This is a genomic window from Streptomyces sp. NPDC041940, from assembly GCF_055589465.1.
On record NZ_JBVJBP010000013.1, the window covers coordinates 30608 to 56697 of the forward strand.

The following is a 26090-nucleotide window of genomic DNA, read 5'->3' on the forward strand; positions in this document are numbered from 1 at the left end:
CCAAGCCCGGTCGGGCCTGATGCGGCGCCGCTACTTCACATCTTTGGCCAGGACGGCGACGGCAACCCTGCCCACCACCCTCGTCAGGACGTAGTTGGTCGAGCTGCTGAACGCGACACCCACGCCGGCCGGAATCGCCTTGGCCATCGCCTTCTGGGTGAAGGTGATGGACACCCGCTTGAACAACTGCTTGATCGTGACCAGGGCGGGCCCTGTGAGGTACTGGTAGACCAGCTTCTGGGCGATCTTCTGCACCGCCGCCTTGCCGCCCTTCGCCGCCATCTGTTCCGCCGAACCCGCCAGGGCGATGGTGAAGGCGAGGTGCTTCTTGTCCTCGGTGCTCAGCTCGGTCTCGAACACCTCGACCAGGCACATGCACATGTCGACCTGGAGCTTGAGCGCCAAGGCGACGTCGGTGGCGCCACCGCCCAGGATCGCGACCGCGGTCCCGACCCCCGGAACCACGCTAGGGGCGGCGGTGACGGCTCCAGCGGCTGCCGACATCTTGGAGTACCGGCCTATGATCTTGGCCGCGATCCGCCGCTTGTCCTCCAGGCTCTCGGGCTTCCGCTCGTTCTTGTCCTCGAAGGTCGCACGGTAACCGTCCACGACCTTGGCGGCCGCTGCCGGTGTCATGACCATCGTCTCGACGGCCTTCTGGAGCCGAGATCCCTCGGGCTCGTCCACCGCGTTGTTCATTTACCCCTCCCCATTTGTTGCACCTCATGGCGAGGGCAACCCGTACTTCCGGCAGTGCTGGTGACGTTCTCGAAGGACGCCCCGGCCGCCCCCTGGGCCGGGGCGTACACGTCAGATGTCGTCGTCCAGCCCCTCCTCGCGGCGGATCATCCTCCAGGCCGCCTTGCGGGCACTGCGGTCCAGGCTGGACTTGAATCCCTTGTCGGGGCCGAAGTACTGGCGGCCCATGCCCGCGATGGTGTCGATGTGGTCGGCCATCTTGTCCGCGAAGACGTTGTCGAAGACGAGGCCGAAGTTCTCCTCGTCGTTGACGACTGCCGCCGCCCGCACCTTCGGGTCGGCCTTGGCCTCCTCGAACGGTCGGATGACGTCCTGCTCGGTGAACTCGGTGCCGAACCGTTCGTTGAACTTCTCGATCAACTCGGAGAGCAGCGACTTCTCCGCCTCCTTCGCGCCGCCCGAGCCGTCGCCGAAGCCCGGCATCGTCGCCGGCCCCTCGGGGGTGAGGGAGACGTCGTACTCGCCGGTCTTCTCCACCCGCATGTGGCTGAGGTCGACCTCGCCTATGTCCACTCCGCCGTCCGCGCGACGCGGCAGCCGGTTGAGGAGATAGCGGCCGTAGAGGTGAAGCCGTTCCAGCTCGGCGTCCCGGTAGGGGACGATCTGCGCGAGGAAGCCGTACTTCCTGACGTAGTCGTTGAGGTCGGCGCGGAAGCCCTCCGCCGTCTCCTGGTCGTCCTCGTCGTCGCTGTCCTGCAGCGCGGTGAAGCGGGCGACGGCGGGGGAGAGCAGCCGGTACAGCTCGGCGTGCAGCTTCTCCCACTTGGACTGGGAGCCTGCCGCCTTCTCCTTGGCGGCAAAGTACGCGGCGGCGAACTCGTCCATCTCCTGCCCGGAAAGGATCGCCGCCTGCATGACCCGGCTCTGCGCGGTGTAGAGCAGGTTGGGGTCGGAGGGGAGGGTGTTCGCCTCCTCGAAGTACGGGCGGAAGGAGTCCTGTATGTCCTCGGCGTCGTTGACGAAGTCCAGGACCGCCAGGTCGGCCTGGGTCTTGCGCTCGGCGGTGCGGTTCAGCCGGGACAGCGTCTGGACGGCGGAGATGCCGGTCAGCGTCTTGTTGACGTACATCGTCGTGAGGAGCGGCTGGTCGAAGCCGGTCTGGTACTTCTCCGCCACGACCAGGATCTTGTACTCGCGCTGGCCCGGACCGCCGGCTCGGACCGCCTTGTCGTCGGCGCGCGTGTACGCGAACGCCTTCGGCAAGGCGCTCTCCGACAGCCCACCGTTCTCCTTCGGCTCGGTGGTCTCCTCGCCGTCGATGGTGAGCGATCCGGAGAAGGCGACGAGGACACCCAGGTCGGGGTACTTGGTGTCGTAGTCCCGGTCCTTGACGTAGCTCTTGATCGCGCGCGCCATCTGCACGGCGGACTGCCGCGAGGCGGTCACCACCATCGACTTGGCCCGCCCGCCGAGACGGCCCCGGCTGTGCGCCACGAAGTGCTCCACGATCACCTGTGCGTGCTGGGCGACCGTCGAGTCATGGGTCAGCGCGTACCGGGCGAGCAGGGAGTTCGCCTTCAACGGGTCGACCTCCCGCTCGTCGGGGTTCTGGTTCACCAGCTTCCAGTACGTGTTGTACGTGACGTAGTTGCGCAGCGGGTCGAGGATGAAGCCCTCCTCGATCGCCTGCCGCATCGAGTACGTGTGGAAGGGCCGGTAGGTCGCCTTGCCCTCGATGTCCTGGAGCGTGCCGAAGAGTTCGAGCGTCTTGGCCTTCGGCGTGGCGGTGAACGCGAAGTAGGAGAGGTTCGCGGCGCGGGAACGCTGCTCGGCCCGCTTCTTGAGCTGCTCGTCGAGGGTGGCGCCCTTGGCCTTGACCGTGATCGCGCCCGCGTCGTCCGAGTCGGAGTCCAGGCCGAGGTCACGCAGAGCGGCCCGTACGTCCTTGGCGGCGTCGCCGGACTGCGAGGAGTGGGCCTCGTCCACGATGATCGCGAAGTGACTGCCCCGGATCTCGGTGGGGTTGCGCTCGATGTATGAGATCAGCGCCGGGAACGAGTGCAGGGTGACCGTGACGATCTTCCCGGTGTCACGGGACAGCGCCTTGGCGAGCTGCTCGCCCTTCGCCCCGTGCTTCTCGTCGATCTTCACGACGAGGCCAGCGGTCTGCTCGAAGTTGCCGACAGTTTCCCGGAGTTGCGCGTCCAGGTTGCGGCGGTCGGTGATGACGATGACCTTGTCGAAGACCGGCACGCCGGGCTTGAGGCCCTTGGCGATGGCCTCGGCGTCGAGTTCGCGCGGGTCGGTGGGGGTGTGCAGGTCGCTGAGGCGGTGCGCGAGCCAGCCGATGGTGTTCGACTTGCCCGAGCCGGCCGAGGCCATGACGAGGTAGTCGTGGCCTGCGCCGTGGGTGGCGGCGTGCGCGGTGAGCTTCTTGACCACGTCCCACTGGTGGAACCTGGGGAAGATCATCGTCTTGGTGCTGCCGCCGCCGGGCGTTTTGCTCTTGTGCAGGTGCACGAACCGCTGGAGCAGGTTCAGCCAGTTGTCCGGCTGCCAGACCTGCTCCCAGAGGTAGGAGGTCGCGTAGGTGCCGTAGGCGGTCGGGGCCGGGTTGCCTGCGCCGCCCGGCTGACCCGGTCCATTGGAGCCGGTGTTGAAGGGCAGGAAGCGGGTGTTCTTGCCCTTGAGCTGGGTGGCGACGAAGACGAGATCCGGGTCAACGGCGAAGTTAGCGACGACCCGACGCGTGAAGATCAGCTCGGTGGGGTCGCGTTCCGTGCGGTACTGCTCCTTGGCCTGCTCCACGCCTTGCTTGGTCAGCGGGTTCTTCAACTCGGCCGTGGCGACGGGGATTCCGTTGAGGAAGAGGGCGAGGTCGAGCCGGTTGCCCCAGTCGGCCTGCTTCGTCGCGTACTCCAGCTCGCGGACGACGGTGAGGCGGTTGGCCCGGTATCCGTCGAGCACGGAGTCGTGGGCGACGAGGTTCGGCTTGAAGTACGCGACGCGGAGCAGGACTCCTCGGTCCTTGACGCCGTTGCGGAGGACCTCGAGCAGCCCGTTGGTGGCGATGGCCTGATCGAGGCGGCCGGCGAACCCGCGCTGGGCCTCGTTCGGGTCGCCGCCGTAGACGGTGAGCAGTTCGCTCCACTCGTCGGGCTGGGTTGCCCCGATGAAGGTGAACAACTCGTTGGTGTCCAGGCCTAGATCGGCCTGATAGTCCTGCGGGCTTGCCTCGCACCAGCCGCGCTCGACCATGGCGGCGACGATGGCATCACCGAAGGCGGACTCCGTGTAGATGGGGCTCATGGCTACGCGATGACTCCGTCCGTTACGTTGCGCCCGCTGGCGGTGGTTACGTCGAACTGGCCGGTTACGGCAGCGGTGATGAGGGCTTGGCGGCGTTCGGCGAGCAGGGTTTGTTGGACGATCATTCGGCGGCGTAGATTCTCGCGTTGAGATAGGATCTGGGTGATTCGAGATGCAGATTGCTCCTGAGTCTTCAGATCCGGAATCTCAATCGCCAAATTTGCTACTTCGCCAAGCCCGAGTCCCACCTTTGTTCCTCCGTAACTGTTCATGCGGAGAAACTGGTTTGACCGGGCAGATTTGATGGCGTATGCCAGCCATGTCGGGTTACAAGAACCCTGATCTGGGCGGACCATTGCAACATGCTGACTAATATTGGCATCCGTGGCGCGGTCGTCGATAATTGCCACCGATCCAATATCTGCGGTAATACTGACTAGGACATCGCCGGATCGGGTTCGTGACCTTTCTCGTTCTGGCCCTGATGGTGCGGTTACGTGCAGAGAGTCGCTGAGATCAAGTGTGATTCCGCGTCTCGGGATATTGGTGATGCGAAGAAATAGGGATCCTTGGTCCGTTACCAAACCGCCCCAACCTCGGGGGCCACTCGTGATCCTCGTTGCAAGGTGCTTCACTCGCGTTGGGGTGCCCACGGTCGATTCCAGGGAATCACCGATGATGCTGGCCTCTGATGACTCCAATAGGTCGATCTGCTGTTTCCTGATGGCAGACATGCGGTCGATGCGGGCAGTCTCGGAGTCGAGGAAGTCGGCGATGCGGCGCTGCTCATGATCCGGAGGCAGTGGCAGCGGGATTTTTTTGATGTCTCGCTGGAACAGGTGAAGAACATCCATGCCGTTCTTAGCCGCCCACATGTGCCCCTGGATTGCACTGCTGGCGATTACGTAGCACAAGAAACGAGGATCGATCCCGTGGCTGCGTAGGACGGCGATTGAACCGTTGACTGTAGCTGGCCTAGGGAGCTCGCGGACAACATTCACCGTTCCGAGGGTGAAACCGTCTTTCGTGAGTAGAACGTCGCCTTCTCTGAGTTGCAGTTCGGGCGACTCCCGATAGCGGAACTCGGAGATGTAGTTAACATTGTCGAAGTCGATCTCTTTTCCTTTGATGTTCGGAGTCGAAAGGAACGCGTACCCATTCGGCTGGTATTCGGCGGCGGTGAGCGCTTTCCAGCCAATGCGGGCATTCACCGTGGCCACGCGATCCATCCGCGTAGTCTCCCAGTGAGTTGGCATCGATCCCAGTCCGTCGCTCATTCTGTAACCTCCGCAAGCAGCGCCTGAATCTCCGCCTCCAGCGACTTCAACTCCGCGTCGATCTTCACCAGCGGCCTCGGCGGCTTGTACACGTAGAAGTGCCGCGTGAACGGGATCTCGTAGCCGATCTTCGTCTTCGTGTGGTCGATCCACGCGTCGGGGACGTGCGGCAGCACCTCCCGCTTGAGGTACTCCTCGACGTCCTCGCCGAGCGGAACGTTCTCGTAGTCGCGCAGGTCCGTGTCCGGCTCCGGGGCGCCCTTGATCTTCTGCACCTCGCCCTCGGGGTCCCGGACGCCGATCGTCTCCCGTACCGCCTTCGCGAACGGCGCTCCCGACGGCCAGGTCAGGCCGGCCTCGACCACCGCGTCCTTGAGCGCGATGAAAGCGTCGGACTTCGTCGTCCAGGACGAGCCGAGCAGCGTACGTACCGCCGCGACGAACTCCTCGCTCCGCTCCAGCCTCGCCGCCGGCTTGGACTCCGTCAGAGACGCCAACGTCTCCTCCGTCACCTCGAAGCGCAGCTTCAGCGGGCGTTCGACGGTGATGCGCTGGTAGCCGAAGTCCTCGTTCCAGAAGACCTTGACCTTGCCGTGCAGCGGGTGCTCCGCGTCACCCGCGACCTGAAGGGCCTCCGCGTACAGCCGCGTGATTTCCCCGATGTGGTCGGGGCGACCGTTCGTCCCGTCGCCCAACTCCTTACGCTTGTCGCCCAGCGACTTGCGCATCTTCACCCACTGGTCGCGCGCGTCGAGCAGGACGACCTTGCCCTTGTGGTCCTTGTCCTTACGGTTGGTCAGGATCCAGAAGTACGTGGAGATACCGGTGTTGTAGAAGAGCTGGTCCGGGAGGGCGACGATCGCCTCCAGCCAGTCGTTCTCCAGGATCCAACGTCGGATCTCCGACTCACCAGACCCCGCCGCGCCGCTGAACAGCGGGGAGCCGTTGAAGACGATGGCGATGCGGGAGCCGCCCCCGCCGGTGACGTCCACCGGCTTCATCTTCGAGATCATGTGCTGGAGGAAGAGCAGTGAGCCGTCGTTGATGCGCGGGAGGCCCGCGCCGAAGCGGCCGGCGTCGCCGAGCGACTTGTGCTCGTACTCGACCTCCTCCTTGACCTTCTTCCACTCCACGCCGAACGGCGGGTTGGCGAGGATGTAGTCGAACTTGCGGCGGGCGTGGCCGTCGTCGGAGAAGGAGTTGCCGAAGCGGATGTTCTCCGGGTCCTGGCCCTTGATCATGAGGTCGGACCGGCAGATCGCCCACGACTCGGGGTTGAGCTCCTGCCCGTACACCTCGACCGTCGCGCCCGGGTTGAGGGCCTTGACGTGGTCGTCTGCGGCGCTGAGCATGCCGCCGGTGCCGCAGGCCGGGTCCATGACCGTGCGGACGACACCGGGCAGGCTGAGGGCGTCCGCGTCTGGTGCGACCAGCAGGTTGACCATCAGCTTGATGACCTCGCGCGGGGTGAAGTGCTCACCCGCGGTCTCGTTCGACTGCTCGGCGAAGCGGCGGATCAACTCCTCGAAGATGTAACCCATGTTGTGGTTGGGCACGACATCGGGGTGCAGGTCGAGGTCGGTGAACCTGCCGATGACCTGGTAGAGCAGGTTCGCGCCTTCGAGCTTCCTGACCTGCTGGTTGAACTCGTACTTGTCGAGAACCTCGCGGGCGTTGTCGGAGAAGGCGCCGACGTAGATCTGCAGGTTCTTCGCCGCGTTCTGCGGGTCGGCCGCGATCTTCCGCAGCGTGAGGTCGCTCTTGTTGTAGAAGGAGTGGCCCGAGGCCCTGCGCAGGAAGTGGCCGGTGTCGATGTCCTGGCCCGCGAACCTGGCGACGGTCTCGACGACCTTCTCGCGCGTCGGCTCCAGGACGCACTCCAGGCGGCGCAGCACCGTGAACGGCAGGATGACCTTGCCGTAGTCGGACTGTCGGTAGTCACCGCGCAGGAGAACGGCGACGGACCAGGCGTGGTTCGCCAACTCCGTGTGCTTGCTGCTGTTCAAGAGGTCCCGGCTTCCTTCCGAAGAGCGCCGTCCGAGCGGGGGACGGCAGGGATCCAGTGTGGTCGTACGCGGTGGGACGCGTGGGGCGTTTCAGACAGAACGGCTGTCCGGGGTGCCCGACGTATCCGGGCTGCCCGGGGTGTCCGGTGGCAGGAGTACGCCGGCGGTGAGGCCGGTGGTGAGGGTGGCCGCGGTATCGGCGGCGAGGTCGGCGGTTCGGCGGACGGCCGCGCGCAGCTCGTGCACACGGCGGAACGCCTCCCCGTAGCGCCGCTGTTCCTTCAGGGGCAGCAGCGGTACGCGCAGGCGGCCTGGTGTGACGTGCACGAGGGTGGAGCCGGTGGACGCGGAGGCGATGTTGTCGTCGGCGCCGAGGAACCCGGCGAGGAACCACGGGTCGAGGCGGGCCGGGTCGGGGCGCAGCAGGTGGATGTGCTGACCGAGCAGCGCTCCGGCGTCTTGGTCGTCCGCGACCCGGGTCATCGCGGCCTGGCTGCTGCCGCTCGCGACGGCGCGGACGAGGACGTCCCCGGCGACGGGCTGCGCGGCGTCGGCGTGGAGGTCGACGGCCCCGCCGGACGGGGGGTTGCCGGTGGAGACGTCCTGGGCGGTGAGGACCGGCCGGTCGACGGCGGGGGCGGCGGAGCCCTTGGAGCCGCGGGTGCCGGGGGGCGCCGCCCGCAGCACGGTCAGGGCACCGCCGCGCGCCAGGTCGGAGACGGTCGCCGTACGCCACTCGCGGGCCGAGGCTCCGGACGGCTGCCAGCCGCCGTACGCGGACGCGGATGCCAGGGCGGCGACCTGTTGGGCCAGTTGCTCGTGCAGGTCGTGGACGCGCCGGACCAGGGCCGCCGGGTCGATGTCGGCCGCGGTCGCCCGGACATGGCGGGCAGGGGAGACGTCGACGACGTCGTCGAGGAGGTCGACGAGCGGCACCGCGCGGGCGACGCCGGGCTCGTCGGTGTACGTGTCGGGGGAGGTGCTGAACGCGGCCCACTGGCTGAGGACCCGCTCCGACAGCCCCTCCCAGTCGAAGGTGGCGGTGGAGGCCGAAGAGGTGGTGGCGGAGGAGGCGGCGGAAGCGGAAGGGCCGGACCGGCGGGAGTGCGAGCCGCCGCGGGTGCCGGCACCCGCGGTCGCCGTACCGGTGGCGGGTGGCGTGCCCGTGGCGCCGTCCCGCTGCTCGCCCTCCCCGTCGACGAACAGCACCGTCGCACGGTCCGTGCCGCCCGGCTCGGGACGCTGGAGCACCCAGATCTGCAGGCCGATGTGGAGGGGATACGCGGCACGCGCCGGGAGGGAGACGACGGCGCGCAGGGCCCCGCCGCGGATGAGTTCCGCGCGGACGCGGCGGCCAGAGGCGCGGAAGGCGAGCGCGGGAGGCAGCAGCATGACCGCGTGGCCGCTGGGCTCCAGGTGCGCGAGAGCGTGTTGCACCCAGGCCAGTTCGGATTCGAAGCGGGGCGGGAGTCCGTACGCCCACCTCGGGTCGTAGGCCAGCTCGTCGTGACCCCAGTCACGGTCGGCGAACGGCGGGTTGCACAGGACAGCGTCCACGGTGATGTCGGGGAAGGCGTCGGCGCGCAGGCTGTCGCCGACGCGGATCGCCGTCTCGGCCTCGGGTGCGGCGATCAGCAGCCGGACCGCGGTGCGTTGGCCCTGGACGGGGAGCGAGTCCTGCCCGAAGAGTTCCCGCGCGCCCTGCCGTGCGGCGGCGGCGAGGAGCGTTCCGCTGCCGCATGCGGGGTCGAGGACGCGGGGCGCGACGGCGGGCAGGAGCCGTGCCATGAGCCGGGCCAGGCCCTCCGGCGTCTGGTAGACGCCGCTGGCGGCGCCCTCGTCCAGTTCGCGTTCGGCGAGGACGTCGAGGGCGGCCTGGGCCCCCGCCTCACGGACGCAACCCAGCAGCGAGCGGACCGCGCCCGCGTCGTCAGGGCCGTAGCGGACCGGCTCGGCTTCCGGCACGGCGGCCGGTAGCTCTTCCGCGGTCTTGTCCGCCCGGGCGATCAGTTGGCCGTCGGGCAGGGCGGCGAGGTCGGCCAGTTCCTCCGGCGTGCGGCGGGACGCGGCAGCCACCAGCGGGAAGAGCCGCGCGGCCACCCCCGAGCCGGGCCCCAGCAGCCGTAGTGCCGTCCGCAGCTCCTCGGTCGGCGAGGCGGCGGAGGTGTGACCGCGTCCCCGCAGCCATGCCTGGACGGCCGACAGGTCGTAGAGCGGGCTTGCTTCCGTGCCTGCACTGGGGGCAGGGAAGTCGTCGTGGCGGCGGCGCCAGTTGCTGACCGTGGCCCGCGTGACCCCTGCGATGCGGGAGATCTCGGCGGCCGTCACTTGCGCGGAGGGTGCCAATGGGGCTGGGGGCTGCTGGGGCATGGCGTGGGGTTCCGCACCTCTCGGGCCTGTCGGGTAGGGGTGGTTAACACGTTACAACAGCAGTCAAGTCCGTAGATTTGTTTGACAGTGCTTTCACGCATATGTTTATCTGGTCACGCTTACCGATAGAAGCGTGCGCCCTCACTCCGCAATCGCGCCGTGAAGCGTCCTGGCGCCGTACCGCGCCACGCATCCCATCTCTCCCGGTCCCTTTTCGTCGCAACGCCATACCTCGGGGCCGTCCACTCCGCGCCCATTCCGCACCGCAGTCGCCAGCCACCGCACACACGGGAGGAACCCGCATGACCGTGACGGAACAGCCCCCGCAGAACGCACACCACCCCACCGACCCCGCCTGTCCGGCCCCGTCCGACCAGCCCGCGCCCGTGGCCGCTCTGGTGGAGGCCCGCCTGGCTGAGGAGGCGCTCACCGAGCCCGTGAAGGTGCTCCTGAAGGAGGCCTTGGGCGACGGCGAGCACTGGGGGACCTCCCCTGCCGGCCGGATCTACCTCGACTCCGTCGCCGTCGCCCGGTTCCGTGGCATCGGACCGCGTGCCTGGCTCAAGCTCAGCCCCAGACCCGGCGTGAACCTGGTCGTGGGGCGCAACGGCTCCGGCAAGTCCAGCATCGCCGAGGCCATCGAGACAGCCTTCACCGGCGTGAACATGCGCTGGCAGGGCCAGCACGCGATACGCAGCAGCAACTGGCGCAACCTCCACGACACCGACGGCAGGCCGGAGATCGAGGTCAAGCTCGCCGTCGAGGGCGACACCGGCCGCAGCACCCTCACCCGCACCTGGGAGGGCAACGACTTCGACGCCTCCCAGGCCGAGCTCAGGCGACCCGGACACGGCCGCGCCCCCCTCGACCCGGTGGACTGGAAGCAGGCCCTGCGGGACTTCCGGCCCTTCCTGTCGTACGTCGACCTCGACCGCATGATCAGTGGCAAGCCCTCCGAGATGTACGACGCCATCGCCACCATCCTCGGCCTGGGGCAGCTCAACGCCGCCGACGGACGGCTCCGCCAGGACGCCAAGGCGCTCGAAGACGCGGACAAGGCGGCGAAGGCGGAGCTGCCGGGCCTCAAGGAGGCGCTGTACGAGTTGGAGGACGACGAGCGCGCGGTGCAGGCACTCGTCGCCGTCGACACGGCGGGAACGCCCGACTTCGAGACGGTTGAAGCCCTCGTCGCCGGTCTGCCCGCCGACGGGGACGACGGCCTGCTGGCCCGGCTGCGCGCCGAGGCAGAGGTGCACGGCCCCGAGACGGCGCAGGTCCACGCGGCCCTGGACCGCCTGCGCAATGCCCTCGCCGATGTCGAGGACCTGCGCGGCACCGGCACCGAGGACGCCCTGCGGTGTGCGGAACTCCTCGAACGGGCTGTGGCGCACCACGATCGTCACCCCGACACGGCCGCCTGCCCCGTGTGCGGGACCGACGGGATGCTGGATGCGGCATGGGCCGCGGACGCCATCGCCCAGATCGCCGCACTGCGGCAGGAGGCGGAGGCGGCAGCGGGCGCGCGCAGCGAACTCCGGTCGGCCGCGCGGGCCGTGCAGGACCTCGTCCACACGCCCCGACAGATCCCCGCCGCCCTGGCCGACCCGTGGCGCGCCTGGACCGCCTGCCGGACGATCAGTGATCCCGGCGAGCTCGCCCAGCGCGCCCACGAGGCCGCCGCGACCCTGGCCGATGCCTGCGCCGCGGTCAAGGAGAACGCCGTCAGGGAACTGGAGAAGCGGGACGAACGCTGGCGCGGGCTCGTCACCCGCCTGGCGGGCTGGGCGGAAAGGGCCCGTGCCGTGCAGGCGAACAAGCCCCGGCTGCGGGACATCAGGAAGGCGAGCACCTGGATCAAGGCGCTGGCCGCCGAGTTGCGGGAACAGCGGATGGAAGGCTTCGCCGACCAGTCGCAGCGCATCTGGGAGCGGCTCCGCCAGGAGAGCAACATCGATCTCAAGGCCGTGAGCCTGAAGGGCAGCGAGAAGGCCACTGTCCGCAAGCTCGTCATGGATGTCACCGTCGACGGCCAGGAGGCCTCGGCTCTCAGCGTCATGAGTCAGGGCGAGCAGCACTCCCTCGCGCTGTCCCTGTTCCTGCCCCGGGCCGCCACCGCCGACAGCCCGTTCGGCTTCATCGTCATCGACGACCCCGTGCAGTCCATGGACCCCGCCAAGGTCAACGGACTCGCCCAGGTCCTGCACGAGCTCGGCGAGCACCGGCAGGTCGTCGTGTTCACCCATGACACCCGGCTCCAGCGGGCGTTCACCAGCCAGGGTCTGCCCGTGACGGTGTTCGAGGTCGAGCGGGCCGAGTCGTCCAAGGTGAAGGTGAAGCCGGTGGCAGACCCGGTTCGGCAGGCACTCGACGACGCGCGGGCCCTCGCCAGTACCGGTGACCTGCCGTCGGCGGCACGGACACACGTGCTGCCCAGCCTGTGCCGTATCGCCCTGGAGAACGCCTTCCTCGAGGCCGCCTGGATCCGGCACCACCGCTCCGGCGCGCCCGAGGAGGAGCTGCAGGCCGCCGTCGGCAGCGCCGACAAGCTCATGAAGGTCGCGGCACTGGCCCTGTTCGGCGACGCCGGTCGGACCGGCGACGTCTACCGGGAACTGCGCACCCTTTGCGGACCACGTGCGGTGGCACTCCTCAAGGAGTGCCAGAACGGCGCCCACGCCACGGGGGCGCAGATCACCGACCCTCACCGCTTCGTGGACGACATCGAGATCATGGCCCAGAAGGTGCGCAAGCCGGGGGTGACCGCGTGATGAGCACTCCCACTACCTCGGCCGAGGAGCTCCTGCTGACGGCGGATCAGCTGCTTGCCGCCTGTACGCGCGCCACGGCCGTCGGCCGGCACCGCGGAGCCTCCCTCGCTCTGCGGACCGCCCTGGAGCTCTCTGTCGACCGCGTGCTCGACGCCGCGGTGCCAGGGCTCGCCGGCACCACGATGCGGGCCAAGATGCTGTGCCTCCACTGCTACACCGCGGCGGAGACCGCTCGCCGCACCCTCGCCGTCTGGTCGCACCTCTGCCTGGGATGCCACTACCACCAGTACGAGATCGGCCCCACGCGCGACCAGGTTCGCGCCTGGCGGACGGAGGTCGGCGAGCTGGTCGGGACGTTGACCATCTGACTGCTTGTTACCAGCAGGTCTCTGATAGTTATTTCGGCGGGGCCGGGCGTATGCCCGTCGCAGCGTCCTCCGGGGTGCTGCAAGGGGGAGGGGACATGTACATGGGCACCACCACGCGCGACGAGATCATCGCCGTCGAGCAGCAGGCGGTGGACCGCGCCTACGACTGCTATGCCGCGCGGCTGGCCGAAATGACCGGTGGCTCGGTCGCCATGGCCTCCGCCAGCGGCAAGGACAGCGTCGCCAACCGGATCGTGGCCGAGGAGCGGGCCGCGGCATACGACGGACTCGGCAACGAGTCGCTGGTCATCAGCCGCGTCGACGCACCGGACGAGGACGAGCCCGGCAAGGAGCCCAAGACCTGGTACGTCGGCCGACGTGCCGTTTCCGACGTCCGTACCCGCGACACCGTCGTCGTCCTGTGGACCAGCCAGCAGGCCAAGAAGTGGTTCGAGGCGCTGCCCGATGCGCCGGGCGAGGTGCTCCTGCGGCGGCGACTGCGCTGTGTACAGCGTGTCGTCGAGGACTACTTCGACGAGATCACTGCCACCGCCCCCGTCCCGCAGCCACGGCCGGCGGCAGACGACGTCCAGCGGGAGGCCCGGTCCGCGGAGCCGGCCACCGTCACGCAGAAGGAAGGAGCACCGAGCCCGCCCGTCCCCACACCCGCCGACATCGCCCGCGTCCAGCGCCAGAAGCCCCGGCAGCCCGACGACTTCCTCCTGCGCGAACTCCAGCGCTCGCGCAGCGGCAGCATGCGGGACATCGTCGAGACCATCCGCCGCGATCAGATGGCCCTGGTCGCCGGCTCGCCCTCCGACATCCTCGTAATCCAGGGCGGCCCGGGTACCGGCAAGTCGGCGGTCGGCCTGCACCGCGTGACCTGGCTCGTCAACAACGAGCACTTCAAAGCCCAGGACGTCCTCGTCGTCGGCCCCCATCAGCGGTTCCTGGAGTACGTGAGCCAGGTGCTGCCCACGCTCGGCACCCGGAACGTCAACGCCGTGCAGGTGACGCGCCTGTGGGACGGCGAGATCCTCGGCACCGACATCCCCACGGCGCGGATGGTGAAGTCCGATGAACGTATGGCGGCCGTCCTGCGGCAGCGCGTCGAGATCGAGTGCCGTCCCGAGGCCGTCGACGAGTTCACCACCACTGCCTCTTACGAGGGGGCCAAGCCTGAGCTCACCGTCACCGTCGGCAGCACGACCCTGCGCGTCCCGCGCTCCGAAATGCTTTCGCTCCTCGAAGACGTGCGCCAAGGTGATGGCTCCTACCGTGAGCGCCGCGAACGCTTCCGCGGGCTGCTCGTCGACCGCCTGCTGCGCGAACTCGTCGCCGTCACCCCTCGCCGCAGCCGCGACGACACGATCCGCCGCGACCTGGAACGCAACCGTCAGGTCGAGCGCCTCATCGAACGTGTCTGGCCTTCGCCCGGCGCCAGGGAAGCCCTCCGCACTCTCTACGACTCCAAAGACCTCCTGCGCACCTGCGCCGAGGGCATTCTCGACGCCTCAGAGCAGGCCGCTCTGCGCCGTCCTCGGGCCGACACGGCCGACGCCGATCCCTGGACGCTCGAGGACCGGGTCTGCCTCGAAGAACTGCGGTATCTCATCACCGGGGAGACCCCGCACCGGTACGGGCACATCGTCGTCGACGAGGCACAGGACCTGACACCCATGCAGGCCCGCTCTCTGCGCAGGCGCTCAGCGGCGCAGGGCTCCATGACCATCCTCGGCGACCTCGCCCAGGCCACCGGCCCCCACACCCACACCGACTGGGACCGCCTCGGCACCCTCCTGTCCGACCACGGCGACTGGCGCGTGGCCGAGCTGAACACCAGCTACCGCGTGCCCGCCGAAATCATGGAGTTCGTCGCCCCGCTGGCCCGTACCGTCGCCCCCACACTGCCTTTCCCGCAGGCCGTGCGCGCGGCGGGTGAGGACGCCGTACGGACGATCGCGACCGAGCCGTGGAAACTCCTCGACGACACCGTGGCCCAAGCCACCCGCCTCATCGGCACCAGTGACGGACACACCCTGCGCTCCGTGGCTGTCATCGTCCCCGACGACTCCGGCTGGCTCGACGAGATCAGCCGCCAGCTGGACCTGGCCGAGGGCATCACCGAGCAGGGACGCGAGGCGGTGTCCGTGCTGGCTGCCGCCCAGGCCAAGGGCATGGAGTACGACCACGTCCTCGTCGTCGAACCTGCCACCATCGCCGACCGGGGCCCAGCCGGACTGCGCCAGCTGTACGTCGCGCTCACCCGCAGCACCCAGAGCTTGACCGTCCTGCACACGTCCCCGCTCCCGGAGGCCCTCACGAACACCGACGGCAGCAGTACCGAACCAGCACCTGCCGAAGGCGAACCAGGCATGGCGGACGCTGACGTCCCCGACATCGGTACGGACGTCCGAGTCCGCGTGACCGGCCGGGCACCCGGCGGCCGGTACAGGGTCAAGGCCCTGTCTCCCGCGATCGACGTCCCTATGGCCCTGACCGTCCGCCACGGCTCGGTGTCCCCGCGTCCCGGCGCGGTACTGGACTGCTGGGTGTTCGCTCACGAGACGAACCACTGCCTGCTCACCGCGGACCAGCGTGGCCGCCAGCCCATCTCCCCCACCATGGCGGATCGGTATGTGGCGGCGCTCAGCGTGTTTGACGACCTGATCAACGGTGACGGAACCATTCCGGAGAACGCCCGTGATCGCCTGTCCGAGCTCAAGGGCATGGCCAACCGCGTCCTCCGCCGTGACCAGGCGGACTGGGTGGAGGTGCGTCGTGTGCTCGGATCCCCGGACAAGCACCGCCTCAGCCTCCTGCGCGACCTGGCAGCGCACACCAACCGCATGCTCAAGGACAACAACCTGCACCTGAACCGACTCCAGGCGGACCTGGCACGGGCCGACTGGGCCCAGGCCCTGAACGCGGCCCGAGAGGCGCTTCAGCACCGCCGGGCCACCCCGGGCGAACCGGAAACCGAGAGTGCGCCCGCCTCCGCCGAACAGCCGTCAGAGCAGAAGGAAGTAGAGCCCGTGACCTCCGAAGGCATGCCCACCACGCCAGCGCCTGCCACGCCCGCCAAGGGACTTCTGCACACGCTGGAGACCACGGCGGCCGCCGACCGCACATGCAAGAAGCACGAGGCGGTGCGCCATGCTCTCAAGGCGGCTCTGCTCTGGGCGGACCTGCAGCCGACCGACTCCCCGGTCATCGATGTCAGCCGCACCGCGGAAGACGGCCACTTCCTCTACGAGATCCTCGGTGCCGGCCACTCCACCTACGCCGACCTCCGCTCGGGAGCCACCCGCCTCCTGGAGATCAACCACACTCTGCCCGCTCCTGCCGACCGCCTCTACCTGGTGCTCTCAGAACCGCCCGCAGAGGACTGGTCGGCTGACACCGTGTTCGGTGTCTTCGGGGTTCAGGTCCTGTGGCGCACTCCCGACAGTTGGGGCGGCCACGACGCGGAAACCGCCCTGGGTTCCGGAGAGGCGTAACCACTTTCGACAGAAGCGCGATTCTTCCGTGCGCGCTCGTGCGTTCCTTGGGTGCCTGAAGCGGAGCCAGAGCCCGATGGCCCGGAGAAGACGGGGCCGGAGCCCGTGCCGGATGATGCCTATCCGCTGGAGAGGTTTGGGGATCAACTCTCCGTCCGCTCACGCAAACGGCCCCGGACAAGGATTCCGAGGCCGAGCAGGAGCCCTCCCTGGGGCAGAAACCCCAGGTCAGAGCGGTAGCGCGATGTGCCCCCGGCAGGATTCGAACCTGCGACACCCGCTTTAGGAGAGCGGTGCTCTATCCCCTGAGCTACGAAGGCAGTGGCATCGGACGCAAGCAGCGGCGTGCCTGTGGTCTGGGAGGACCACTGGCGTCAGCGTACCGGATGCGGGTCGGGTGGGTGTGGGGGTCAGGTCAGGGGGACGTGGGTGTAGCGGGCGGCGGTGTGGAGGTCGGACTCGATGCGGGTGGCTGTGGTCGTCAGTTCGGGGAGGAGGTCCGTCACGCATTCCCGGAGGGTGTGACGGCTGGCGTGCATCGCTGTGTTCAGGGCGGACACGACTCTTCCGGAGCGGTCGCGGATGGGGACCGCGATGGAGCGGAGGCCCTCTTCCAGTTCCTCGTCCACCAGGGCGTAGCCCTGGGAGCGGATCGTGGTCAGGGCGTCCGTGGTGGGCCTGTCCGACAGGAGGACTCGGCCCAGAGCCGTCGCGTGCGCCGGCAGGCGGGTGCCCAGGGTGATGTTCACGCTCATGACGCGGCCCGTCGCCACCCTCGCCGTGAACTGGATCTCCTCGCCCGAGTCGGAGAGCACCGCCAGTGACGTCGACTCGTGGATGCGGGACGTCAGGTCGGAGAGGTGCGGGTGGGCGATGTCGGGGAGGGTCGTGCGGGAGAGGGGTGGGAAGCCCAGGGAGAGGACCCGGGGGGTCAGGGCGAAGGTGCGGTCGCCTGTCGGTGTCACCAGGTCCAGGTGTTCGTAGGTGATCAGCGCTCGGCGGGCCGTCGCCCGGGCCAGGCCCGTTGCCTGGGCCACCTCCGTGAGCGTCAGCTCCGGCCGGTCCGCGCCGAAGGCCGTGAGGACCGTCAGGCCCCGTGCCAGGGATTCGATGAAGTCGCGGCCGAGCTGTTGCTTCGACGCGCCTGTCCAGAGTGCGAGGTTCGACGGTGGTGTGCCGGGTGGCGGGGGCGGGGTGTGGTGCAGTTCCTGCTCCATCTGCTCCACCGCCGCCCGCAGTCTCGGCAGCAGCGTGGTGCGCAGGCTGTGTGCCGTGTGGCGGCTCGTGTGGCTGACCACGCTCGCCACGCAGGCCGGTGGGCGGTGGGCAGCGGTCGTGTGAGGGGAGCGGACCGGTACCGAGACCGCTACCAAGCCCGATTCGATCAGCTGGTCGTCCAAGGCCCAGCCGTTCGCGGCCGCCTCCCGCGTGCGGCCCACGAACCTCTCGTCGTCTCTCGCGTCCGTTCCGTACTTGCGCGGTGGTACGGCCGTGAAGGAGAGGTCCCTCGGGTCAGCCGCCCGGCGTTCGCGCCAGCGTTGCCAGTCGGTGGCCGTCCACTCCGTCGCGAACAGAGGGCCGGGGGCGGTGCGTTCGGCGGGGAGCAGGTCGCCGATGCGGAAGCTCAGGGACATCGCGCGGCGGCGGGTCGCCTGGTGGATGAAGCGGATGCCGTCGCGGTCGGCGACCGCCAGGGAGACCGACTCGTCCAGTTCGTCGGCCAGGGCGTCCGCCCGGGAGGCGAGGAGGGAGGGGAGGCGCAGGGCGGCGAGGTAGGCGTTGCCCAGTTCCATCAGGCGGGGGGAGAGGTGTACGTCCCGGCCGTCCAGACGGACGTAGCCCATGCGGGCGAGCGTGGCGGTGATGCGGTCGACCGTGGAGCGGGCGAGGCGGGTGGCCCGTTCGAGGCCGCTCAGGCTCAGCGTGCCGTCCGCCTCGGTCAGTTCCCGCAGCACCGCGATGCCGCGTATCAGCGGCGTGACCGCCTCGTCCGGTGTGGTCGACCTCCTGCCGCCGGCTTCTGCCGCCGTGCTGCCGTCGGCTTCTGCCGCCGTGCCGCCGTCGGCCTCTGCCGCCTCCCCGTGCCCCGCGTCGCCCGGCGTCCCGCCGTCGTTCACCGCCGCCCCGTTCTCGTCGGCCGAGGAGGCGGACCCCTCGGGGTCGTCGTTCATGGGCTTCGCTGGCATCGGCTCTCCGGTACGGCGGTCGCGGCAGGCCTACGGTAATCCGGAGTCCGGGACGGGGTCCTCCTGGCGTCGCTAGCCCCTCGTGACCCGCACCCGGTATCCGCCCTCACCTCCGCCTCCACCCTCCAGATCGATCCCCGCCACCTCGATCTCCACTCCCTTGCGCGCATCCCGGAACGTCTCCCCGGGCGTGAGCGGCGCGTCCGACAGTTCCGCGTGGACGTTCGGCGCGCGGGTGCAGCCGCCGCTGTCGCGGCGGGAGTCGTAGACCGTGACGGGGCCCATGCCCGTGTCCACCTCCGCGTCGACCTTGTAGATCAGGACGCCCGGGCGGCACACGGTCTCGTCGTTGCCCGCGCGGGTGCGCAGTTCCACGGCGTAGCCGGTTTTGCCGTCCAGGGGGAGGACGACCAGCTTGGAGCCGCCGGCGTTGGCCAGCGGGGTCAGGGTGTACTCCGAGGTGCCGGGGGTCGCCACGCAGTGGACCTGCGCCGCGTCGAGCCAGCCCAGCTTCCACTTGTGCCAGCCGAGGAAGTCGTTGTTGGCGCCCCAGTCCTCGCTCATGATGTCCCAGTGGCCGACCGCGCCCCCGCCCTCGGCGGTGTACAGATCGGGCAGGCCGAAGACGTGGCCGTTCTCGTGGGGGAGTACGCGGTAGCCGTTGCGGTCGTAGGAGCCGGAACCGTCGTCCTGGCGGGAGTAGACGAACGAGGCGTTCGCCACGGGGGTGCCGTCGGCGGTCGGGGCCTCGGGGTTGCCGGCGAAGGTGACGGACAGGACCGTGTCCAGGGCGGACGGGCCGGCGTTCGGGGTGACCAGCACGTTGACGAGGTCGTACGCGCGGAAGTCCACCTTGGGGTCGGCCGCGGCCACGAGATCCTGGACCAGGGTGCGGTAGCCGGGGTCGAAGGGGGCGCCGCGCTCTATGCCGTACTCGCGGAAGGACTTCGGCATCCGCAGCCACCCCGGGACCGGGGTCTCGGGGCGGTAGTCGAGGCGGCCGTAGGAACTGGTGCGGAACCACTCGCGGGTCTGCGGGAAGAACTCCCGGAAGCGGTCCAGGGCGTCGCCGTCGCCGGGGGCGTCGGAGAAGTCGATCATCAGGGTGAGGGCGCGGACGGTGCCGGTGGAGCGGGAGTAGCCCTCGGAGGTGGGGATGCCCTCGGACATCTGGACCTCGCGGGCGCCGCGGATCAGGCAGGGGGCGTGCGAGGAGGTGCGGGACAGGGAGATCGGGCCGGCTCCAGCCGCCGTGGCGCCGGGGGTGAGGTGGCCCGTGCCGGCCGAGGTGCTGACCGAGAAGGTCAGGGCGGTCACGCAGGCCAGGGCGGCCAGACGGTTGCGGGGCGGCCGGGGTATCCGGCTGTGGGGAGGCTGCGTACGGCCCGAGCCGGGCGACCCCGTACGGCCCGAGCCGGCGGATCCCGCACTGCCTGACCCGGATTGCTGCGTACGGCCCGGGTCGGGCGATCCCGCCCGGCCCGATCCGGATTGCTGCGTACGGCCCGGGCCGGGCGATCCCGCCCTGCCCGACCCGGAACGCTGCGTACGGCCCGAGTCGGCCGACCCCTCCCTGCCCGACCCGGAACGCTGCGTACGGCCTGGGCCGAGCGACCCCGCCGCGCCCGGCCGGGGTCGCTGAGGCTGCGGCTGCATGCAGGGGACCTCCCGCGCCACGGCAGCCGCCGGTCTCCGGCTGCACCCTTTCGCTCACCCTGCGTTGCTGCGGATGGGGGCGCGCGTTGGAGGAGACCGATCGTGGGTTTCCCGTCAGTAGCGCCCTGCGCCCCCCAGGGCACCTGTGATCCAGGTCACAAAGAAAAACCCCGGCTACGGGAAATACCGGGGACCCAGTCCCCGTTTAGCCATGTGTCAGAGCGAAACGGGGACCCACTCCCCGGATCGCGAAGCACCGCACACCACACCCATCCAGGAGTACGCCGTGCAGACCGCCACCCCCGAACAGCGCAAGGCGCCCCGGCCTCGCGCCGACGCCCTGCGCAACCGGGAGCGGATCGTCACCGCCGCCCGGGAGATGTTCGTCGAGGACGGCCCCGAGGTGCCGCTCGACGAGATCGCCCGAAGGGCCGGCGTCGGCAACGCCACGGTGTACCGCAACTTCCCGGACCGCGACGCGCTGGTGCGCGAGGTCGTCTGCTCCGTCATGGACCGTACGGCCGCCGCGGCCGAGCTCGCGCTCGCCGAGACCGGCGACGCGTTCGAGGCGCTGGAGCGCTTCGTGCACGCCGCCGCCGACGAGCGGATCAGCGCGCTGTGCCCGATGGTCTCCAGCACGTTCGACAAGCACCACCCGGATCTGGAAGCCGCGCGCGAACGGGTCGAGAGCCAGGTCGCCGAGGTCATGGACCGTGCCAGGGAGGCCGGGCAGCTCCGCTCCGACGTGGGCGTCGGCGACGTCATGATCGCCGTGGCCCAGCTCAGCCGGCCCCCGGCCGGGACGGACTGCTTCCGTGCCGACCCCTTCGTCCACCGCCATCTTCAGCTGTTCCTGGACGGGCTGCGGGCACCGGCTCGCTCCGTTCTGCCGGGCACGGCCGTGACCCTGGAGGATCTGCGCCAGCCCTGACCGATTAGTTCAGCGCGTCCCGTCCGTCTGTATCCAACGCGTCCCATCCGTCTGCAACCAAGACGACAGTCCCTGCGGCCGTCCCCGTAGATGAGCCGTCAGCTCTCGACATCTCTTTCCGTCACGAAGTCCCGAAGTGGGTACCCCCATGTCTGAAACAGCCTCAAAGGCACTCGGCACACCGGCCAGAGAACCGGACGCCGGCCGCTGGAAAGCGCTCGTCTTCATCGCGCTCGCCCAGCTGATGGTCGTCCTGGACGCCACCATCGTGAACATCGCCCTGCCCTCCGCCCAGCAGGACCTGGGCATTTCCGACGGCAACCGGCAGTGGGTCGTCACGGCCTACGCCCTCGCCTTCGGCGGTCTGCTCCTGTTCGGCGGCCGGATAGCCGACCTGTGGGGCCGCAAGAGGGCGTTCGTCCTCGGGCTCGGCGGCTTCGCCGCGGCCTCCGCGCTCGGCGGCGCGGCCACCAACGAGGCGATGATGTTCGGCGCCCGCGCACTCCAGGGCGTCTTCGGTGCCCTGCTCGCGCCCGCCGCGCTCTCCCTGCTCGCCGTGATGTTCACCGACGCCAAGGAGCGCGCCAAGGCGTTCGGCATCTACGGCGCGATCGCCGGTGGTGGCGGTGCCGTCGGTCTGATCCTGGGCGGCTTCCTCACCGAGTACCTGGACTGGCGCTGGACGTTCTTCGTGAACATCCCGTTCGCCATCGTCGCCGCTGCCGGTGCGTACTTCGTCATCCGTGAGCCGGAGGGCGGCCGCAACCGCTCGCCGCTCGACATCCCCGGCGTGTTGCTGTCCACCTTCGGCCTGGTCGCCCTGGTCTACGGCTTCACCCGCGCCGAGTCCGACGGCTGGAGCGACACCGTGACCGTCGCCATGTTCGTCGCCTCCGCCGTCCTGCTGCTGGCCTTCGTGTTCGTCGAGTCCAAGGTCAAGGCCCCGCTGCTGCCGCTGCGCGTGGTCACCGAGCGCAACCGCGGCGGTGTCTACCTCTCCCTCGGACTCGCGATCATCGCGATGTTCGGCCTGTTCCTCTTCCTGACGTACTACCTGCAGATCGTGAAGGGGTACTCGCCGGTCAAGACCGGTTTCGCCTTCCTGCCGATGATCGTGGGCATGATCACGGGCTCGACCCAGATCGGCACCCGTCTGATGACCCGGGTCGCGCCGCGCCTGCTGATGGGCCCCGGCTTCCTGGTCGCCGCGCTCGGCATGCTGCTGCTGACCCAGCTGGAGATCGGCTCCTCGTACGCGGCCCTGCTGCTGCCGGCGATGCTGCTGCTCGGCCTCGGCATGGGTACGGCGTTCATGCCGGCCATGTCCCTGGCCACCCAGGGCGTCGAGCCCCGGGACTCCGGTGTCGCCTCCGCGATGGTCAACACCTCGCAGCAGGTGGGCGGCGCCATCGGTACCGCCCTGCTGAACACCATCGCCGCCTCGGCGACGACCTCGTACATCGCCGACCACATCGTGGGGGCGACCAGCCGGTCCCAGCAGCAGCTGGTCCAGCTGGAGGGCATGGTGAAGGGCTACACCAGCGCCATCTGGTTCGCCGTCGGCATCCTCGTCGTGGCCGCCGCGATCGCCCTGACCTTCGTCAACGCCGGCCGGCCGGACAGCACCACGGTGACCGGCTCGGACTCCGGCGCGGACGACGAGGTGCAGATCCCGGTCGTCGCCCACTGACGAGGGCTCGCGACAGAACCCCTTCGGGCCATCCACAGGCACGAGGAAGGGGACGCCTCGTACCTGTGGATTCCAGGACCTGCCCCGGCTCAGCGGAGCCAGGGCAGGTCCGCACCGGCTTCGGTCGGCTGAAGTCCCTCGGCGACGATCCTCATGATCTCGCCGAGGGACTTCTGCTGTTCCGGGGAGAGCCGGTCGAAGACCGCCTGCCGTACGGCCTCCACATGGCCCGGGGCGGTCTGCCCCAGCACCTCGTAGCCCTGGTCCGTGAGCACGGCGAACTGGCCCCGCTTGTCGTCGGGGCAGTCCTCGCGGCGTACCCAGCCGTTCTTCTCCAGACGCGCGATGGCGTGCGAGAGCCGGGAGCGGGTGATCTTCGCCAGCATGGCGAGCTCGGTCATCCGCAGTTGCCGCCGGGGTGCCTCGGCGAGCTTGACCAGAAGGCCGTAGTAGACGTGCGGCATGCCCGCGTCGCGCTGGAGCTGACGGTCGAGATGGTCGTCGAGGAGGGTGACGCCCTCCATGAACGAGCGCCAGACGCGCTGCTCCTCGTCGGTGAGCCAGCGCGGTTCCTGGGGCTCCTGGCCGGAGCCCGGTGTCGGTGCGGATGCGGGTGCCTTCATGCCTTCCACTTTACGTGGCCCCTCCTTGAAGATTAAACAAATGGCCCGTACAGTTTTGTCAGGGAACCATTCTGGAGGGAGTCGCAGCATGTCCGCCGCCACCCAGGAGCGCATGCCCGCTCTGTACCTCAGCCACGGCGCCCCGCCGCTGGCCGACGACCCGGTCTGGCCCGGTGAACTGGCCGCCTGGTCCGCCGGACTGCCGCGCCCCAAGGCGATCCTGATGGTCTCCGCCCACTGGGAGGAGGCCCCGCTCGCCCTCGGCGCCACCGAGACCGTCCCCCTCGTCTACGACTTCTGGGGTTTCCCCGAGCACTACTACCGGGTGAGGTACGAGGCTCCCGGCGCACCGGAGCTCGCCGAGTCGGTACGGAAGCTGCTGCGCGCCCCCGGTACGCCCGTCCAGGACATCCCCGACCGTGGCCTCGACCACGGCGCGTACGTCCCGCTGGTCGAGATGTACCCGGAGGCCGACATCCCCGTCCTCCAGGTCTCCATGCCGACGCTCGACCCGGTCAGGCTCATGGAGATCGGCCGCAGGCTCGCCCCGCTGCGGGACGAGGGCGTGCTGATCGTCGGCTCCGGCTTCTTCACCCACAACCTGGCCGCGCTCCGGCAGGGCGGCATCCCCGGCTGGTCGGCGGAGTTCGACGACTGGGGCCGGCGGGCGCTGGAGGCACGGGATGTGGACGCGCTGCTGGACTTCACGCGCACGTCTCCGGCCGGGCAGCTGGCCCATCCGCGCACCGAGCACTTCGCCCCGCTGTTCGTGACCATGGGTGCCGCCGACGCGGCCGGTGAGCTGGATGTGCAGAAGTCGGTGATCGACGGGTTCTGGATGGGGCTGGCCAAGCGGTCGGTGCAGTTCGGCTGAAATCAGCCTCGAGGGTCCCGTGGCCGCAGCGGCTTCTCGTACCAGGCCACGTCCCAGTAGCGGCCGAACTTGCGGCCGGCCTCCCGGTACGTTCCGACGTACTGGAACCCGCAGCGCTCGTGCAGCCGGCCGGACGCCTCGTTCGGCTGGCTGATGCCGGCGTAGGCGCGGTGCAGGTCCTCGCCGGACAGGGCCTCGAAGAGGGCCTCGTACAGGAGGGTGCCGACGCCGCGACGGCCCGCGTGCGGGGCGACGTACACGGTCGTCTCCACCGAGGTGGCATAAGCGGGCTTCTGCCGGAAAGGGCTTGATGTGGCGTAACCCAGAATCTCCTGTGAGTTGGTGCCCGTGGCAACCATCAGGCGATGCGGGCCGTCTACTGGGTGGGAGAGCAGCCAAGGGCGGCGCTCTTCCGGAGTGAAGACAGCGGTATCGAATGTGATCGCCGTCTCACGTACATAGTGGTTGTAGAGGGCTGTGAGAGCTTCGAGGTCGGCCTCGACTCCCGGCCTGACCTGCACCTCTGTACGTTCTGACGGCATCGTGCCTCCCCAGGTGGCCGGACAGGGTACTGCATGATCAGGAAAATCGTGGGGCGGGTTGGGAATTCTGTCCTGATTCCAGTCGTTGTTTCCATCGGATGCAGGGCACCCGAGGAGAGTCCGGAGAGTCCCGGAGACGGAGTCCAGCGTCCGAAGGACCGCCCGCTGACCTCACCATCGCAAGGGAGCACGCATGGCAACCCGTGCCGTCGCCCGTCGTAAGTCCGCCACCGGCGAGACGGCCGACGCGGCAAGCAGTGTTCGCGCCGTTCGCGCCCATGGCGGCGAGATCGCCGACCGCGACCTGGTCGGCATGTACCTCGACGAAATAGCGCGCACGCCACTGCTCGACGCCGCCAAGGAGGTCGAGCTGTCGCAGGTCATCGAGGCGGGTGTGTTCGCGCGGCAGGTCCTCGACGGGTTCGAGGACACCAAGGCCGACCCCACCCGTGACGAACTCGAGGCCCTGATAGCCGACGCGGAGCGGGCCAAGGACATCTTCATCCGCTCCAACCTCCGCCTGGTCGTCGCCGTCGCCCGCCGCTACCCCCGCAGCGGTCTGCCGCTGCTGGACCTGATCCAGGAGGGCAACGCCGGCCTGGTGCGCGCGGTCGAGAAGTTCGACTACCGCAAGGGCTTCAAGTTCTCCACGTACGCGACGTGGTGGATCCGCCAGGCCATCACCCGTTCGATAGCCGACCAGTCCCGTACGATCCGCCTGCCCGTCCACCTCGTGGAGGAGCTCGGCCGGATCCGCCGTGTGCAGCGCGAGTTCAACCGCGAGCACGGCCGGGACCCGGAGCCCGCGGAGATCGCAGCCGAGCTGGCCTCGACGCCGGAGCGCGTCACCGACGTGCTCGACTGGGCCCGTGACCCGGTCTCGCTGAACATGTCGGTGGACGACGAGGGCGAGACCCAGTTCGGCGACCTCCTGGAGGACACCTCGGCGGTGTCGCCCGAGCAGTCGGTGCTCACGCTGCTGCGCAGTGAGGAGCTCGACGACCTCATCGGCCGCCTCGACCAGCGCACGGCCTCCATCATCAAGATGCGCTACGGCATAGAGGACGGCCGGGAGCGCACCCTGACCGAGGTCGGCAAGGAACACGGACTGACCCGCGAGCGCATCCGGCAGATCGAGAAGCACGCGCTGCTGGAGCTGAAGAAGCTGGCGCGCAGCACCGGTTTCGACGCGGCGGCGTGACGTCCGCTTCGCACCCGGCTGCGTGATGCGTGACACCGCGTACGCCGGGTGGCGGAAGACCGCGCAAACATGGCGTTGTATCGCCGCTTA

Annotated in this window: 16 protein-coding genes and 1 tRNA gene; 7 read left to right on the top strand and 10 right to left on the bottom strand. The window is 69.2% G+C overall.

Annotated features, from left to right (window positions below):
• Positions 1 to 30: 30 nt before the first annotated feature.
• The 5 genes from ACZ6I3_RS22275 to ACZ6I3_RS22295 all read right to left on the bottom strand — a co-directional run bounded on the left by ACZ6I3_RS22275 (position 31) and on the right by ACZ6I3_RS22295 (position 9619).
• Complete coding sequence (locus ACZ6I3_RS22275; protein ID WP_469416735.1) at positions 31 to 699, bottom strand: EcsC family protein; 669 nt, start codon at positions 697 to 699, stop codon at positions 31 to 33.
• A gap of 111 nt (positions 700 to 810) precedes the next feature.
• The gene (locus tag ACZ6I3_RS22280; RefSeq protein WP_469416737.1) at positions 811 to 4008 is read right to left on the bottom strand and encodes a type I restriction endonuclease subunit R; all 3198 of its coding nucleotides are present in this window, start codon (positions 4006 to 4008) and stop codon (positions 811 to 813) included.
• 2 nt (positions 4009 to 4010) lie between these two features.
• Positions 4011 to 5285, bottom strand: a complete 1275-nt coding sequence (locus tag ACZ6I3_RS22285; RefSeq protein WP_469416738.1) for a restriction endonuclease subunit S — start codon at positions 5283 to 5285, stop codon at positions 4011 to 4013.
• Positions 5282 to 7291 (bottom strand): type I restriction-modification system subunit M, encoded by a 2010-nt coding sequence (locus ACZ6I3_RS22290; RefSeq protein WP_469416740.1) that lies wholly within the window; start codon positions 7289 to 7291, stop codon positions 5282 to 5284. The genes ACZ6I3_RS22285 and ACZ6I3_RS22290 overlap by 4 nt, the downstream gene beginning before the upstream one ends.
• Before the next feature lie 90 nt (positions 7292 to 7381).
• Positions 7382 to 9619: an N-6 DNA methylase gene (locus tag ACZ6I3_RS22295; protein WP_469416741.1), complete on the bottom strand. Its 2238-nt coding sequence runs from the start codon at positions 9617 to 9619 to the stop codon at positions 7382 to 7384.
• Positions 9620 to 9963: 344 nt separating this feature from the next.
• Between ACZ6I3_RS22295 and ACZ6I3_RS22300 the strand changes: the two genes are divergently transcribed.
• From ACZ6I3_RS22300 to ACZ6I3_RS22310, 3 genes are all read left to right on the top strand, one after another.
• Positions 9964 to 12429 (top strand): AAA family ATPase, encoded by a 2466-nt coding sequence (locus tag ACZ6I3_RS22300; protein WP_469416743.1) that lies wholly within the window; start codon positions 9964 to 9966, stop codon positions 12427 to 12429.
• Entirely contained in the window at positions 12429 to 12797 is a 369-nt protein-coding gene (locus ACZ6I3_RS22305; RefSeq protein ID WP_469416745.1) for a hypothetical protein, read from the top strand. Before ACZ6I3_RS22300 ends, ACZ6I3_RS22305 begins: the two co-directional genes overlap by 1 nt.
• Before the next feature lie 101 nt (positions 12798 to 12898).
• Positions 12899 to 16297 (top strand): AAA family ATPase, encoded by a 3399-nt coding sequence (locus tag ACZ6I3_RS22310; RefSeq protein WP_469416746.1) that lies wholly within the window; start codon positions 12899 to 12901, stop codon positions 16295 to 16297.
• A gap of 247 nt (positions 16298 to 16544) precedes the next feature.
• On the opposite strand, the gene ACZ6I3_RS22315 is transcribed toward ACZ6I3_RS22310, so the two are convergent.
• The 3 genes from ACZ6I3_RS22315 to ACZ6I3_RS22325 all read right to left on the bottom strand — a co-directional run bounded on the left by ACZ6I3_RS22315 (position 16545) and on the right by ACZ6I3_RS22325 (position 19809).
• A tRNA-Arg gene (locus ACZ6I3_RS22315) sits at positions 16545 to 16617 on the bottom strand.
• Between the two features lie 90 nt (positions 16618 to 16707).
• A complete protein-coding gene (locus ACZ6I3_RS22320; protein WP_469416748.1) occupies positions 16708 to 18483 on the bottom strand; it encodes an IclR family transcriptional regulator domain-containing protein in 1776 nt (591 codons plus the stop codon).
• A 72-nt stretch (positions 18484 to 18555) separates the two neighbouring features.
• Positions 18556 to 19809 carry a M6 family metalloprotease domain-containing protein gene (locus tag ACZ6I3_RS22325; RefSeq protein WP_469417012.1) on the bottom strand — a complete coding sequence of 418 codons (1254 nt, stop codon included), beginning with the start codon at positions 19807 to 19809 and terminating at the stop codon, positions 18556 to 18558.
• 616 nt (positions 19810 to 20425) lie between these two features.
• On the opposite strand from ACZ6I3_RS22325, the gene ACZ6I3_RS22330 reads away from it, so the two are divergent.
• Together ACZ6I3_RS22330 and ACZ6I3_RS22335 are read left to right on the top strand one after the other, a co-directional pair.
• Positions 20426 to 21070: a TetR/AcrR family transcriptional regulator gene (locus ACZ6I3_RS22330; RefSeq protein ID WP_469416750.1), complete on the top strand. Its 645-nt coding sequence runs from the start codon at positions 20426 to 20428 to the stop codon at positions 21068 to 21070.
• 148 nt (positions 21071 to 21218) lie between these two features.
• Positions 21219 to 22760, top strand: coding sequence for an MFS transporter (locus ACZ6I3_RS22335; protein WP_469416752.1), 1542 nt, complete (start codon positions 21219 to 21221; stop codon positions 22758 to 22760).
• Positions 22761 to 22849: 89 nt separating this feature from the next.
• Here ACZ6I3_RS22335 and ACZ6I3_RS22340 read toward each other — a convergent pair whose 3' ends face one another.
• Positions 22850 to 23383, bottom strand: coding sequence for a MarR family winged helix-turn-helix transcriptional regulator (locus ACZ6I3_RS22340; RefSeq protein WP_469416754.1), 534 nt, complete (start codon positions 23381 to 23383; stop codon positions 22850 to 22852).
• An 88-nt stretch (positions 23384 to 23471) separates the two neighbouring features.
• On the opposite strand from ACZ6I3_RS22340, the gene ACZ6I3_RS22345 reads away from it, so the two are divergent.
• Positions 23472 to 24257, top strand: a complete 786-nt coding sequence (locus tag ACZ6I3_RS22345; RefSeq protein ID WP_469416756.1) for a dioxygenase family protein — start codon at positions 23472 to 23474, stop codon at positions 24255 to 24257.
• A 2-nt stretch (positions 24258 to 24259) separates the two neighbouring features.
• Here the strand turns inward: ACZ6I3_RS22345 and ACZ6I3_RS22350 are convergent, their stop codons facing one another.
• Positions 24260 to 24799: a GNAT family N-acetyltransferase gene (locus ACZ6I3_RS22350; RefSeq protein WP_469416758.1), complete on the bottom strand. Its 540-nt coding sequence runs from the start codon at positions 24797 to 24799 to the stop codon at positions 24260 to 24262.
• A 193-nt stretch (positions 24800 to 24992) separates the two neighbouring features.
• On the opposite strand from ACZ6I3_RS22350, the gene ACZ6I3_RS22355 reads away from it, so the two are divergent.
• On the top strand, positions 24993 to 26000 hold the full coding sequence (locus ACZ6I3_RS22355) for a sigma-70 family RNA polymerase sigma factor (protein ID WP_469416760.1): 1008 nt from the start codon (positions 24993 to 24995) through the stop codon (positions 25998 to 26000).
• Positions 26001 to 26090: the final 90 nt, after the last annotated feature.

Coding starts and splice junctions, on each gene's coding strand:
- ACZ6I3_RS22275 (WP_469416735.1), bottom strand. CDS start 699: ATGAACAACGCGGTGGACGAGCCCGAGGGATCTCGGCTCCAGAAGGCC.
- ACZ6I3_RS22280 (WP_469416737.1), bottom strand. CDS start 4,008: ATGAGCCCCATCTACACGGAGTCCGCCTTCGGTGATGCCATCGTCGCC.
- ACZ6I3_RS22285 (WP_469416738.1), bottom strand. CDS start 5,285: ATGAGCGACGGACTGGGATCGATGCCAACTCACTGGGAGACTACGCGG.
- ACZ6I3_RS22300 (WP_469416743.1), top strand. CDS start 9,964: ATGACCGTGACGGAACAGCCCCCGCAGAACGCACACCACCCCACCGAC.
- ACZ6I3_RS22305 (WP_469416745.1), top strand. CDS start 12,429: ATGAGCACTCCCACTACCTCGGCCGAGGAGCTCCTGCTGACGGCGGAT.
- ACZ6I3_RS22310 (WP_469416746.1), top strand. CDS start 12,899: ATGGGCACCACCACGCGCGACGAGATCATCGCCGTCGAGCAGCAGGCG.
- ACZ6I3_RS22320 (WP_469416748.1), bottom strand. CDS start 18,483: ATGCCAGCGAAGCCCATGAACGACGACCCCGAGGGGTCCGCCTCCTCG.
- ACZ6I3_RS22335 (WP_469416752.1), top strand. CDS start 21,219: ATGTCTGAAACAGCCTCAAAGGCACTCGGCACACCGGCCAGAGAACCG.
- ACZ6I3_RS22340 (WP_469416754.1), bottom strand. CDS start 23,383: ATGAAGGCACCCGCATCCGCACCGACACCGGGCTCCGGCCAGGAGCCC.
- ACZ6I3_RS22345 (WP_469416756.1), top strand. CDS start 23,472: ATGTCCGCCGCCACCCAGGAGCGCATGCCCGCTCTGTACCTCAGCCAC.
- ACZ6I3_RS22350 (WP_469416758.1), bottom strand. CDS start 24,799: ATGCCGTCAGAACGTACAGAGGTGCAGGTCAGGCCGGGAGTCGAGGCC.
- ACZ6I3_RS22355 (WP_469416760.1), top strand. CDS start 24,993: ATGGCAACCCGTGCCGTCGCCCGTCGTAAGTCCGCCACCGGCGAGACG.